This is a genomic window from Providencia sp. PROV182 (assembly GCF_028480325.1).
Classification (GTDB): Bacteria; Pseudomonadota; Gammaproteobacteria; order Enterobacterales; family Enterobacteriaceae; genus Providencia; species Providencia hangzhouensis.
Map to the genome: position 1 here is coordinate 13032 of NZ_JAMPOL010000020.1, position 12771 is coordinate 25802.

The window sequence follows — 12771 nt, forward strand, 5'->3', positions numbered from 1 at the left end:
ATTCATTGCAGTTAGCACCTTGGAGGGAAAATGAATAATTCACATGCACGATTAAAAGATAACGATAAAGTCGTTATTGGTATCGATGTTGGCACAGGCAGTGCACGCGCCGGGGTTTTTGATATGTCCGGCAATATGTTAGCATCTGCCAAACGCGATATTACGCTCTTCCGTGATAACGCCAATTTCGCTGAGCAATCAAGTAACGAAATTTGGGAAGCGGTTTGTTATTGTGTCAAGCAAGCGATAGCATCATCAACAGTAAAACCACAACAAGTTGCAGGTATTGGCTTTGATGCAACCTGCTCACTGGTTGTCATTGGTTCAGATAAACATCCTATTACGGTTAGCCCATCGAATGACCCTGAGCGCAATATTATTGTTTGGATGGATCACCGTGCAACAGAACAAGCTGAGCGCATTAATCAATTAAAGCACCCTGTTCTAAACTATGTTGGCGGTAAGATTTCGCCCGAAATGGAAACGCCTAAGATTTTATGGCTAAAAGAAAATTTACGTCAATCCTATGATAACGCATGGCAATTTTTTGATTTAGCCGATTTTTTAACTTGGAAATCAACTAACTCCTTAGCTCGCTCAACTTGCACAGTCACCTGTAAGTGGACATATCTTGCCCATGAAAAACGTTGGGATGCAGGCTACTTTCAACAGATTGGTCTATCTGAACTTGCCGATGAAAACTTCGCACGTATTGGTCAGCTTATTGTAGAACCAGGAACGCCTTGTGGTGAAGGCTTAACGGAAACCGCAGCCCAACAAATGGGATTACTAGCAGGGACACCTGTCGCTGCAGGCATGATAGATGCTCATGCAGGCGGTATTGGTACCGTTGGCGTAAATGGTGATGCAACCGCTAATATGGCATACGTATTTGGCACATCTTCATGCACGATGACAACGACTAAAGAACCCGTATTTATACCGGGTGTATGGGGTCCGTATTTCAGTGCAATGGTACCGGGCATGTGGCTAAATGAAGGAGGCCAAAGTGCGGCTGGTGCTGCAATTGACCAGTTACTTTCCTTACATCCCGCTTCAGTACAAGCAAAACTTACGGCAAAAGAGCAAGGTAAACCCTTGCCTGTGATGTTAGCGGATTTAGTATTAGAAAAATCATCGTCACCATCACAGTCTGTTGAACTAGCTGAAAAAATACATGTGGTTCCTGAATTTTTAGGGAATCGAGCACCTTTTGCTGACCCTCATGCCAGAGCTGTCATTGCTGGATTAACTATGAATAACAGCATGGAAAATTTACTTTCTTTCTATGTTGCTGGTCTGTGTGGAATTGGCTATGGATTACGACAAATCATTGAAGCACAAGCAAAATCTGGTGCTGCTATTGAAAATATTGTTGTTAGTGGCGGTGCAGGACAGCACCCGTTGATCCGCCAGCTACTTGCTGATGCTTGTGGCGTTCCTGTGATTTCAACACAAGCCAGTGAACCAGTATTGCTAGGTTCTGCTATCCTTGGTGCCGTTGCAGGGAAAGTCTGTGAAGATGTCTCGCAAGCTATGGACCAATTTAGTGCTATCGACTTAACCTACCAAACCAATGAAGCATATAAAAACCGCCATGATACAAGATTCGCCTCTTTCTTGCATTTGCAACAATGTGCTAGAGAATTAAAAGGTTAATCACGTTGATATGACACTCAAGTAATATTTGGACTAAAGAAAGCCGTAAACCGGCTTTCTTTAATAGAATTCGTTTTGCTTATCGAGCTTAATTTAATAGAAAAACCTGCGCTATAGCTCACTTTTAGAAGCAATATCTTGTCCATAACGAATCGACCATTTCCTTTGGTACCAAATCGTAATCTCCCTCGACCATTGGAATAGACAAGGAGACCTTCCCTTGTTTATCACTGTAAGCTTTCACAATGAATTTTTTATAGCCTTCTAGCCTTGCATTCTTAACTCGAAACACTTCGCCACATACATAACCTAAATCCCCTTTATCCGCAGTTTGGCGAATAAAATTATATTTCACATTTTTAAATGAAGCAGATTCTGGATAAGATAAATAGTCTTCAACGCTACTCTTAGCCATTTTCACAAGATCAGGTGTAGGGGTATAGTTCAATGTCACACCTAAGATAAAAGAGCCCCCAGTTAACAATAAAATTGTGAGCAACTTTATGATATTCATATTACTAAGCTCTCATTTATTCAATAACAAGCCAATTGACCAAAATGACCTAATAATTTCGCCCCAAAATATACTTAAGCAGTTATCTTCAGCCAATTGTAAATAAATAATAATTATTTTAATAACAACCAACCTTATCTATATAAGAATACCTTATTAGATAACTTGTTTTTCTAATTATTACCCCAGATAACTGCTACCAACAAAGCGAATAAGTACAATTAGATTGATATGGGCTATTCGTATTTATACTTTATTTTACACACCTAATGAGTAAGTATACCAGTATTAAACTAAGAATATAAATAGTACTCGAAACATTAACTGTTTCAATTTGTATTTTTTTAACTAAAATAGTTTCAATTACCCAAAAACAGAAACAATAATAAGCCTTAACTGTTTATCATAACTTAACAAAAATAAACAAAAATATGTAATAAAACAATTCAATTCAATAATAGTCATGTCTAAATGTTAATTAACCCACTTAATGAGTATTTTCACTCAATATAAGCGTAAAATAGAATTAATTAATAATAAATCCGTTATTTTCAATTAAAATTCATCTAGCTTATTTAGATATTATAAAAACAAAAAATACCTAAAATTCAATTCACTACGAAATAACATATTAATTTGCATCATCTCTTAGCTTAATTTTTAGCATATCGTTAACGAGTATCTTTATTTCAGGCTAAATTAGCAATTTTATAGTACCCGTTAAAATGCAACGCAACCTAATCAATTGATTAATAAAACAAAAATAACAAATAAATTGATTAAAACGACGTTAACCATATGATAAAAAATAGTTAAAACCATCAACCCACCTTAAGAAACATAAGAATATTTAACTATATGCATATTGTAATTTACCATTGAATGCCTCTATATCTCTTCTTTTACACAATTTTTGATATATCTGACCAATCAAAATTACAGAATATTCCTAGGATAATTGATGCATTTAACCAATACATAAAATTATCCGGCTAAATTTGACAAAATATTTTTTTTATCTCATGTAGCATTGCTTTCCAAAGAAAAAGGGTTAACCATGACAAATACTCAATTACTATTACTTGCAACTAATAACATCAGAAATAACGTAGATCTAAGCCACTCTCAGGAATCTTATGTATACCAGTTTTACTATGCTAACGTCGTAGGTCACTTCGACAGCATTCAAAATTTTCTTACTGTATTTAAACAGCAGACGAGCGCAATATTAGATACATCACAACAATTAGCAGAACAGCGGCAGCAGATATACTCAACAGTTGAGTATTATTTAGAAATAGCTGAAAAACGCTATATTGAAAGGAAAAAAATACTAGGCAATTAACTTAACATTACAGTTGGAAAGGCCTACAAACCAAATTAGGCCTTTTATCGAAAATTTCTCTGTTAAGTGTTTATTGCTCTTGTAGCTCTAATTCAGCAATTATAGGTAGGTGGTCGCTAACACTTGACCATTGAAACTCTTTACTATCCGTTGGAATTTCCATTTTTTTCACATCCCAAACTTGCCCTTTAAATGTAAAAATATGGTCGATGTCTATGGCTGGGTTTACCGCTGGCCAACTACGATAATCAACACCTTTAAGCTCAACTGGGGTCCACATATAACGAATTTCTTGGATAGGCTGTTCATTAGCTGTTGAATTGAAATCTCCCGCTAATATTTTTATTGAGGCCGCAATATTATCAAACCCCGTATCTGTATCCCCAATACTCGCATCTAAAATATGGCGCACTTGCCCAATGCGAATGGTTGGATCTTTCTGCCAATCCAGATGTGTTCCCATCACAATAATTGGTGCATCAAAACCTGGCTTTGATATTTGAGATATTAATACAACCCGTTGTTCTGCATCACCAGAAGGTAAATTAATTACTTTAGATTTATCAATTTTATATTTTGATAAAATTCCTACACCGTACTCTCCACCATCAAAATCTAATGCCTTACCAAAAGCAAAATCCATCTTATTGGCTTTAGCTATTTCTTCTAGCTGGTGAACTTTTTTACTGCGAGCGGTTTTATTATCAATTTCAGTTAAAACAATCACGTCAGCATCTATTTTCGCAATCGCCTTATTTAGCTCATCAAGATTACTGACATCTGGTGACAACTCATTTTTACCAATGTTATACGTTGCGACTTTAATGGTCGGCTTGTTCGAAGTGTAAACTTTATTCGGAGTTCCTCCATCCTGTACTTTCAGAATTTCGGAACCCGACATTGTTGCCATCGCACCACAAGAAACTAGAATTGTGGTGGAAATAACTGTTTTTAGTAATTTCATTGTTTTCCCCTGTTAATGACTAATACAACAGAATAGTGCAAGTATTTAATAAAATTCTCGCGGAGCTAACCCCCGTTAACTTGCAGTTTTCATACATTAACAGAGAATAAAAAAGATATAGTGACCCAGTCTACAATCTTATTTCGAGAGAAAAAAAAACATCTTTTTGACCGTCAAAATAGAGAGCTATCGCACTCCTATTCACTTAAGGATAAGCAATAAATTCAAGAAAACGAGATCAACATACGATAAATTATATTTCACGCACTTTGTCTTGCTTCAAATTTATATGGGAAAACAACCCCTTCTTTACGTTCAACAAAGTCACAATCGACATCTGCAAGCCATTTTTGTAGCCTTTTCGCTGTTTCTCGTGCCATTTTACTGTAATCAATTCGCACAGATGTCAGTGACGGATGGATATGATCACAATTTGAAGTACCTTCAACACAAGCAATTGCTAACATTTTTGGTATCTGAATTAAACGTCTTTGGCACTCAAAAATGACACCAAGTGCAATCATTTCATGACTGCAAATCACAGCTTCAAGCTCAGGTTGGCGGGTCAACATCTCACTAATTGCCTGACGACCAAAATCCATCGTTGCGACATACGGAGTTGTAATACTTTGATCTGCACTTTGGTTATACGCCAGCATCGCTCGGTTCCAGCCACTTAATTGCTGACTTTGCATTTTACTGTCCATTTGAGCACCAATATAACCTATCTTCTTATACCCTTTTTGTAACATATAGTTGGTTAAAAAATTAACCGCATCTCCAACGTTACTTTTTATGTTCAACGTGACTGGATGATTAGATTCCCCCGCAACACTGACTACAGGGATATCTAAATTCTTCAAATAATTCGAAACGCTTTCTGAGTTTATCGCCCCAAAAACAATCAAAGCTGCGGGGTTACTCTGCAATAATGTCGATAAAACCTCAGACTCTTTTTTTTGCTGGTAATCATGGCTACCAATAACAACTTGATAACTATTTTTGTTCAGTGCTTCTTGTAAAGATTGCAGAAAAACTGAACTGGCATTATCACGCAAAGACGGAATTAAAACAGCAACGGTACGGCTTTGGCCTGACGCTAAAATACCTGCTGCGGAATTAGGTATATAACCAAGTTCTTCAACAGCAGCATTAATTTTTTCACGTAACTTATCAGACACTAATTCGGGTGTACGCAAAGCCCTAGATACCGTCATGGACCCAACGCCTGCGAATTTTGCGACGTCCTGCAACGTGACTCGCCCTGTATTTTTTCTTTTTCGTATTTTTTGCATGTAATACTTTTACTTAGCCTAAACTGATTATTAACCCTAAGGTTATTGATCTTTGATGGTCAATTTTCATTCGAATCAAGCATGTTTTTTGCTTTTTCTCATGTTCTAGATTAAATGCGCTAAAAATAGCCAATATGGTTCTATTAAATCTAAAGAAACAGTCAATATCACCAGTCCTAGTTAACTTACCACAGGTTGAATTTGTTAATCAGCTGAGAAGTGTGTTCATTTCATATTTGCTCGCTATATTTTTTTAAAATGATAGCGCTATCACGAAAATGAAAGATTCAACTAGATAGCGCTACCATAGAACACTACTATTCATTCAACCATTACAAAGATAATAATTTCACTCTACCAGGAGCAACCCGATGCTAACGACATTACTGACCCCTAACGTCATTCAAGTCGTCGACAGTGCCAATAATTGGCAAGAAGCGATAAAAATCGCCTGTAATCCATTAATTAATAATAAGTTCATCGAGCCAAGATATATTGATGCAATAATTCAATCACACGAAAAAATCGGCCCTTACTATGTATTAGGCCCAGGTATTGCCATGCCGCATGCACGTCCAGAAGACGGAGTAAACCAATTATCTCTTGGGTTAACCGTTATCAAACAAGGTGTTGAATTTGGCTCCGATGGCAATGACCCAATCAAATTATTAATTGTACTAGCAGCCACTGATAGCAATAGCCATATTGGTGCTATCGCGAAACTCGCAGAACTATTTGATAATCAAGACGATGTAGATAACATCATGCAATCAGAAAACGTAGATGACATTCTAAAAATCATCGCTAAATACGAATAAGCTAAATATTAAGGTAAACATTATGAAAATTACTGTTGTTTGTGGAAATGGTTTAGGTACTAGTTTGATGATGGAAATGAGCATCAAAAATATCTTAAAAGATTTGCAAGTTAATGCAGATGTTGACCATGTTGATCTAGGCTCAGCAAAAGGCACTGTGAGTGATATCTTTGTTGGTACAAGCGATATTGCTGAACAATTAGTCGCTCAACAAGTTGGTGGCGAAATCGTTGCTCTCGAAAATATGATTGATAAAGTTGCAATGAAAGAACGTCTCACCATTGCTTTACAAAAACTCGGCGCGATGTAAGCGGAGGCACTATGTCATTTTTTCGTTTTCTGATGCAGGATGTTTTATCTGAACCAGCCATTCTTGTTGGTCTAATCGCACTTATTGGTTTGATCGCACAGAAAAAACCCGTCACTGAATGCATTAAAGGCACCATTAAAACCATAATGGGTTTTGTGATCTTAGGCGCTGGTGCTGGCTTAGTTGTCAGCTCTTTAGGTGATTTTTCCGCTATTTTCCAACATGCTTTTGGTATTAATGGTGTGGTACCAAATAACGAAGCTATTGTTTCTATTGCACAAAAAAGCTTCGGTCGTGAAATGGCAATGATTATGTTCTTTGCGATGCTAATCAATATCTTGATTGCTCGCTTAACACCATGGAAATTTATATTCCTCACTGGGCACCATACGTTATTCATGTCCATGATGATAGCAGTTATCTTAGCTACCGCTGGAATGGAAGGAACTCTATTAGTCACTGTTGGCTCACTGATTGTTGGCTTTTGTATGGTATTTTTCCCAGCAATTGCCCACCCTTACATGAAAAAAGTGACAGGTTCAGATGATGTTGCGATTGGGCATTTTTCAACGATTTCTTATGTCCTAGCAGGGTTCATTGGAAGCAAATTCGGTAATAAAGAACATTCAACAGAAGACATGAATGTCCCGAAAAGCTTACTATTTTTAAGAGATACACCTGTCGCTATCTCTTTCACCATGTTCATTATTTTTATCATTACATGCTTATTCGCAGGCGGTGATTTCGTTCGCGAAGTCAGTGGTGGTAAGAATTGGTTCATGTTCTCATTAATGCAATCCATTACATTTGCTGCAGGCGTATACATTATTCTGCAAGGTGTACGTATGGTTATTGCAGAAATCGTCCCTGCGTTTAAAGGTATCTCAGACAAATTAGTCCCTAATGCGAAGCCTGCTTTAGACTGCCCAGTGGTATTCCCATATGCACCAAACGCCGTATTAGTCGGATTTTTAAGTAGTTTCGCTGCCGGTGTTTTGGGAATGTTCGTTCTGTATGCATTAAATATGACGGTTATTATTCCAGGCGTTGTACCGCATTTCTTCGTAGGTGCTGCTGCCGGTGTTTTTGGTAATGCAACAGGCGGTCGTCGTGGAGCTATCTTGGGTGCATTTGCTCAAGGGCTGCTTATTACCTTCCTACCAGTATTCCTATTACCTGTTCTTGGGGATATTGGTATTGCTAATACTACATTCAGTGACGCTGACTTTGGCGCAATCGGAATTTTATTAGGCATTATCGTCCGCTAAAACAGAACTCCCCATGGCAAATTTGCTAGTGGGGAGTTTTTTTACAACGCCCCTACTTTCCCAACCAAGCACCATCCCTAAATAAGAATTCCTGTAATAAAATTAAATCATCAGGTGTTACGTGGATCATACCTTCACCAGGAACATCAATTTCTGCAATCATAAATAGAGCCAACGTGGTTAATGACGGCAATATGAGTATCAACCAATTTTTCCCTTTTGTCCCGCGTATATTGTAACCAATAAGAATATTTGAACAGATAGCAAAAAAGATCAGTAAAAACCAAGTTGCATTTGGAATTTGGTGTCGCCAACTTGCCATCGTTTTTTGTTGAGAAAGATAAAGGTCGCTAAATGCACTGAGTACAGAAGCCACAATAGGGTTTGGTGTTTGACTTGCTTCTTTTACCGCGATTTCCCATAATTGACTCTGCTTTTCCAAAGAAGTCATCCGCCATTGGTTATTTTCGTCACTGATACCTGACTTAAAAAACTCAATCCGAGCTTCCAAGTATTGTTGAATAAGCTGAGAGGCTTTTCCTCTATCATCAGTGCTCAATAACTGTGCTCTCTGATATGCCGTACCAATAGCAATAGCTTCATTTTCTTCTGTTTGCTGACGGTTGTTATAGCCATTAATCGAAATTGATAAAACAAACCCTATCAATAAACCCAATAAAGATAAAATCGCCCCTAAAATAATTTTAGCTTCATCATCCGTCGCTTCTTCGTGGGCTGATTTACGCTTAAAAATATATTTACCAACGTAGGCAGAAATAACTAACAAGATAAATGTGATAACAAATAAAAGAATGGAATCGATTGGAGAATCATTGATCAACTCAGAAATATTAAACATCGTATAAACTCATGAAATTTATTTCCTGATGATATAACACAACTGCAATGCAATTATCTAGACAGTACTATTTTTTTGCTAAATTTCAGATAATAACAACAATCAGGCATCATAATACGACATCCAATTAGCTAACAATAAAGCACAACCCCCCTAATACAGAATTCACTCACTATATTTACCTTAAGTTGATTATCAAAATATATTTTCATTACATTTTTTCGAAATAACCCCTAATTTTCATGATTAAATCAGGTGAGTTCTCATCCAATATATCAATATGGTGCCGTTTAAATAGTGCAGCACAGACACCCATACCGACTTTTAAAGTGCCATCAAACTGACCATTATAGATATGCTGACTACCGCACGAGGGGCTATTACTTTTGAGTACAACTAATCTCACATTCATTAATTGAATTTTTTCTAAAGCAATATACGCACCACGAATAAATTCTTGAGTGACATCGATATTATCGCTTCCGACCACACTAGCTCGCCCAGCGAGTACATCATCACCATTTCCCCCCATTATTTCTGCAGATGCTCTCGGTGTTGGTAACCCGCCAAAAACTTCAGGACAAATACTGATGGCCAGACCATCCTCATAGAGTTTTTTCAAAGGAGTATATAATTGATGCTTCCCATCATACCTTACACAATACCCTAACAAACAAGCGCTTACTGCAATCATAACTAATCCTATTAATAGACCTGACTTTTTAAGGTATTTTTCATGGTTATATTAGACAATAAGTTTACAAAATACTTCGCGCTAATAGTGCTCGTAGAACAAATAAAAACGCTTACAGCTTCATAGATCTGTAACTTGTGGCTGTTTACACCCATAACGCGGACTAAACTTATCTTAGTTTATTGACAATTAAAACGGAGACCTGTATTGTCCTTGTTTATAAATAGATGCTTAGGAAATTTAAATAAATGGCACACATTACTGTCAGTGTTGAATATGGTATCCATTGTCTACTTTGGTTTGTTGATAATCCCGAACGCTCTCTTAGCAGTAGAGAACTTGCAGAGCTACAAGGCATCTCTCCAAGTTTTCTAGCAAAAATTTTACCTCGGTTAGAAAAAGCAGGGATCGTGAGTTCGAATGAGGGAATTAGAGGTGGATATCGATTAGCATTACCCCCTGAAAAAATCACATTTCTATCTATAATTGATGCTATAGAAGGTTATAAACCGCTTTTCGAGTGCCAGGAAATACGACGCCGCTGTGCTGTTTTCGAAGAAAATGGTCTACCACAATGGGCCATTTCAGGTACCTGCTCCGTACATAAAGTCATTCTTCAAGCCGAAAATGCCATGAGAGATGTATTAGCTAACCAAACCCTCGCTGATGTGGCGCAGCGTCTATGTCAAATCGCCCCTAATAGTTTTTATAGAGATGTAAACTCATGGATGGATCAAAAAATTGAAGCTAGAACAGTGCGTTCGAGCAAAGGAGGTCGTGGTAAAACATAACATATAATCCGATAACCATAAATTATATCGTTTGTACCTAATTTTAATAACATCTTCACTGGTGCGGTTTTTTATTATTTAAAATTTGCAACTGAGCATTTAAAGTTAAACTCCAAAGGAATTCAATAATGACAGCTAAAATTGTTATTGCAGGATCTGGTTTTGCTGGCTTCTGGGCAGCTATTTCAGCAATGCGGGTAATTTCACAAGAAAATAAAGAAAATAGCATCAAAGTTATTTTAATTTCACCAAGACCGAATCTCACTATACGGCCGCGTTTATATGAAGCAAAGCTGGATAATATATCCCCTGATATTTCAAAGCAGCTAGCTGCCGTCGGTGTTGAATATATTGCAGGTGAAATCCAGAATATCGATACAGATGCAAAGTTATTAACCGTTAATTTAGCTAATGGCAACCAAACTACGTTAGTCTATGAGCGCTTTATTCTGGCAACTGGTAGCCAATTAAATGTACCTCCCGTTCCTGGATTTGATAGGTATGGCTTTGATGTTGATTCATTAGAAACTGCACATCGTCTTGAAACACATTTACAAACACTAAAGAACAAACCGGAAACTTTAGCTAGAAACACCGTTGTTGTCGTCGGTGGAGGATTAACAGGCTTAGAAAGTGCTGCTGAAATGCCAGCCCGACTAAAAGCAATTCTTGGTGAAACAACAGAGGGCCGAGTATTTATAATTGACTCAGAATCCACTGTGGGAGCAGGAATGGGAGCCGAAATTTCACCTGTAATTCAACAAGCTCTAACTGAATGCGGCGTTGAATTGCGTGCAGGATTACGCGTCAAAGCAATAAGTCATGATGAAGTTACTCTGTCAAATGGTGAATACATAGAGTCAAATACTGTCGTATTGGCGACAGGAGTAAAAGCGAGTTTTCTAACAGAACAGATTCGTGGTGAACGTGACGCTAGTAATAGGATTATCTCGGATAATTATTTACACGCACAAGCTGTCTCAAATGTTTTTGTAGCAGGAGATACTGTCAAAGCTCCCACAGATAATCAAGGAAATCATAATTTAATGACTTGCCAACATGCTCTAAGCTTAGGCCGTGTTGCAGGGTATAATGCAGCAGCTGAGCTATTAGGTCTTCCATTACACCCTTATAGTCAACTTAAATATGTAACTTGCCTTGATTTAGGGGCTTGGGGTGCTCTTTATACCGAAGGTTGGCATAGGAAAATACATCATATTAAACAGGAAGGAAAAAAGATAAAGCAAGAAATTAATACCAAGTGGATATATCCACCTGAGTTAGAAAAAAATGAGTTATTTGCTATCGCTGCTCCGGATTATGTCATCGTTCCTTGAGATAAAGATAAAAATTAATATATTCAAATAAATCAGAGTAACCACATAAAAATACAATGAGTATGATTTGTATTGCTTTGTATCGTTTATTTTTTAATACTAATACATAACTAAATATTAATAAGGTTTCAATATGCATATTAAAAAAGTTATATTTGCCTTTTCATTAATTACTTTTGGGGCTGTATCTCAGGCCCAAGTTATTAATAATAATAATCCTTTAAAATATAGGCATTTTAAAACAGATTATACTACTATGCTCGAACTAGCGAATAAAGAACGCTTACCTTGGAGAGTCTTCTATGAAAGTCCTAGCGAGGGCGCCAATGCCGAATGGTTTGATGCCGTAAAGCAGGGAGATTTAGATAAAGTAAAACAGATGGTTACTGAGGGGCAAGATATAGAAGCCAAAGACACTGGTAGCTTAGACCAAACGGCTCTTGGATGGGCGGCCTTTATTGGCGATGAAGCAATGGTTGATTATCTTATCTCGCAGAATGCTAATCTTTGGGCAACCGATACAGGTGACGTATATAACGTACTAAAATCCGCGGTACTCGGTAATAATGTCAATGTTGTAAAAAAAATCCATCATCTAATGAAAAATGAAGTTGATTTGAATAATCAACAAATTGAAAGTGATGGTGAGACATTAGTCATGATAGCCGCGAGTAATAATAGAATGGAAACGGTTAAATATTTATTATCGCAAGGAGCAGATATTAACCGGAGCACAACGACTGATGATGTAACCATGTTTTCTTATGACCAAAGTGCATTAACTTATGCATGTAAGAATAATCTTCCAGAAATGCAAAAATTCCTTATTGATAATGGAGCTCTAAATCATCGTACTGGTAAACCATCTTGTGATTGATTTATAGAAATATAGGGTAATAACAGAAAATTTTGCGTCA

13 protein-coding genes are annotated in these 12771 nt (G+C 37.1%); 8 read left to right on the top strand and 5 right to left on the bottom strand.

All coding sequences use genetic code 11. The features are described 5' to 3' along the window. Positions 1 to 30: 30 nt before the first annotated feature. Positions 31 to 1659 (top strand): FGGY-family carbohydrate kinase, encoded by a 1629-nt coding sequence (locus tag PR834_RS15730; protein WP_272536770.1) that lies wholly within the window; start codon positions 31 to 33, stop codon positions 1657 to 1659. 124 nt (positions 1660 to 1783) lie between these two features. Here PR834_RS15730 and PR834_RS15735 read toward each other — a convergent pair whose 3' ends face one another. Next, a complete protein-coding gene (locus PR834_RS15735; protein WP_004263505.1) occupies positions 1784 to 2173 on the bottom strand; it encodes a hypothetical protein in 390 nt (129 codons plus the stop codon). Positions 2174 to 3230: 1057 nt separating this feature from the next. Between PR834_RS15735 and PR834_RS15740 the strand changes: the two genes are divergently transcribed. Then, positions 3231 to 3518 (top strand): hypothetical protein, encoded by a 288-nt coding sequence (locus tag PR834_RS15740; protein WP_004263500.1) that lies wholly within the window; start codon positions 3231 to 3233, stop codon positions 3516 to 3518. A 70-nt stretch (positions 3519 to 3588) separates the two neighbouring features. Here the strand turns inward: PR834_RS15740 and PR834_RS15745 are convergent, their stop codons facing one another. Together PR834_RS15745 and PR834_RS15750 are read right to left on the bottom strand one after the other, a co-directional pair. Continuing rightward, positions 3589 to 4482, bottom strand: coding sequence for an endonuclease/exonuclease/phosphatase family protein (locus PR834_RS15745; protein WP_272536771.1), 894 nt, complete (start codon positions 4480 to 4482; stop codon positions 3589 to 3591). 260 nt (positions 4483 to 4742) lie between these two features. Next, on the bottom strand, positions 4743 to 5777 hold the full coding sequence (locus tag PR834_RS15750) for a LacI family DNA-binding transcriptional regulator (protein WP_004263493.1): 1035 nt from the start codon (positions 5775 to 5777) through the stop codon (positions 4743 to 4745). A gap of 371 nt (positions 5778 to 6148) precedes the next feature. Between PR834_RS15750 and PR834_RS15755 the strand changes: the two genes are divergently transcribed. Genes PR834_RS15755 through PR834_RS15765 form a run of 3 tightly spaced genes read left to right on the top strand, consistent with a single transcriptional unit; the run spans position 6149 to position 8173 of the window. Further along, positions 6149 to 6595 carry a PTS sugar transporter subunit IIA gene (locus tag PR834_RS15755; protein WP_004263485.1) on the top strand — a complete coding sequence of 149 codons (447 nt, stop codon included), beginning with the start codon at positions 6149 to 6151 and terminating at the stop codon, positions 6593 to 6595. 22 nt (positions 6596 to 6617) lie between these two features. Then, positions 6618 to 6905 carry a PTS sugar transporter subunit IIB gene (locus PR834_RS15760; protein ID WP_004263481.1) on the top strand — a complete coding sequence of 96 codons (288 nt, stop codon included), beginning with the start codon at positions 6618 to 6620 and terminating at the stop codon, positions 6903 to 6905. 11 nt (positions 6906 to 6916) lie between these two features. Beyond that, positions 6917 to 8173, top strand: a complete 1257-nt coding sequence (locus PR834_RS15765) for a PTS ascorbate transporter subunit IIC (protein ID WP_036958647.1) — start codon at positions 6917 to 6919, stop codon at positions 8171 to 8173. Positions 8174 to 8225: 52 nt separating this feature from the next. Here the strand turns inward: PR834_RS15765 and PR834_RS15770 are convergent, their stop codons facing one another. Both PR834_RS15770 and PR834_RS15775 read right to left on the bottom strand, forming a co-directional pair. Further along, positions 8226 to 9032, bottom strand: a complete 807-nt coding sequence (locus tag PR834_RS15770; RefSeq protein WP_004263474.1) for a bestrophin-like domain — start codon at positions 9030 to 9032, stop codon at positions 8226 to 8228. A gap of 211 nt (positions 9033 to 9243) precedes the next feature. Then, on the bottom strand, positions 9244 to 9726 hold the full coding sequence (locus PR834_RS15775) for a DUF523 domain-containing protein (protein WP_094961232.1): 483 nt from the start codon (positions 9724 to 9726) through the stop codon (positions 9244 to 9246). Positions 9727 to 9974: 248 nt separating this feature from the next. Here PR834_RS15775 and PR834_RS15780 point away from each other — a divergent pair, with 248 nt between their 5' ends. The 3 genes from PR834_RS15780 to PR834_RS15790 all read left to right on the top strand — a co-directional run bounded on the left by PR834_RS15780 (position 9975) and on the right by PR834_RS15790 (position 12731). Further along, a complete protein-coding gene (locus PR834_RS15780) occupies positions 9975 to 10517 on the top strand; it encodes an RrF2 family transcriptional regulator (protein ID WP_004263467.1) in 543 nt (180 codons plus the stop codon). A gap of 128 nt (positions 10518 to 10645) precedes the next feature. Next, on the top strand, positions 10646 to 11854 hold the full coding sequence (locus tag PR834_RS15785; protein WP_262960438.1) for an NAD(P)/FAD-dependent oxidoreductase: 1209 nt from the start codon (positions 10646 to 10648) through the stop codon (positions 11852 to 11854). A 133-nt stretch (positions 11855 to 11987) separates the two neighbouring features. Further along, complete coding sequence (locus PR834_RS15790) at positions 11988 to 12731, top strand: ankyrin repeat domain-containing protein (RefSeq protein ID WP_172412226.1); 744 nt, start codon at positions 11988 to 11990, stop codon at positions 12729 to 12731. Positions 12732 to 12771: the final 40 nt, after the last annotated feature.

Excerpts from the sequence above, each read along its gene's own strand:
- PR834_RS15730 (WP_272536770.1), top strand. The coding sequence starts at position 31 with ATGAATAATTCACATGCACGATTAAAAGATAACGATAAAGTCGTTATT.
- PR834_RS15735 (WP_004263505.1), bottom strand. The coding sequence starts at position 2,173 with ATGAATATCATAAAGTTGCTCACAATTTTATTGTTAACTGGGGGCTCT.
- PR834_RS15740 (WP_004263500.1), top strand. The coding sequence starts at position 3,231 with ATGACAAATACTCAATTACTATTACTTGCAACTAATAACATCAGAAAT.
- PR834_RS15745 (WP_272536771.1), bottom strand. The coding sequence starts at position 4,482 with ATGAAATTACTAAAAACAGTTATTTCCACCACAATTCTAGTTTCTTGT.
- PR834_RS15750 (WP_004263493.1), bottom strand. The coding sequence starts at position 5,777 with ATGCAAAAAATACGAAAAAGAAAAAATACAGGGCGAGTCACGTTGCAG.
- PR834_RS15755 (WP_004263485.1), top strand. The coding sequence starts at position 6,149 with ATGCTAACGACATTACTGACCCCTAACGTCATTCAAGTCGTCGACAGT.
- PR834_RS15760 (WP_004263481.1), top strand. The coding sequence starts at position 6,618 with ATGAAAATTACTGTTGTTTGTGGAAATGGTTTAGGTACTAGTTTGATG.
- PR834_RS15765 (WP_036958647.1), top strand. The coding sequence starts at position 6,917 with ATGTCATTTTTTCGTTTTCTGATGCAGGATGTTTTATCTGAACCAGCC.
- PR834_RS15770 (WP_004263474.1), bottom strand. The coding sequence starts at position 9,032 with ATGTTTAATATTTCTGAGTTGATCAATGATTCTCCAATCGATTCCATT.
- PR834_RS15775 (WP_094961232.1), bottom strand. The coding sequence starts at position 9,726 with ATGATTGCAGTAAGCGCTTGTTTGTTAGGGTATTGTGTAAGGTATGAT.
- PR834_RS15780 (WP_004263467.1), top strand. The coding sequence starts at position 9,975 with ATGGCACACATTACTGTCAGTGTTGAATATGGTATCCATTGTCTACTT.
- PR834_RS15785 (WP_262960438.1), top strand. The coding sequence starts at position 10,646 with ATGACAGCTAAAATTGTTATTGCAGGATCTGGTTTTGCTGGCTTCTGG.
- PR834_RS15790 (WP_172412226.1), top strand. The coding sequence starts at position 11,988 with ATGCATATTAAAAAAGTTATATTTGCCTTTTCATTAATTACTTTTGGG.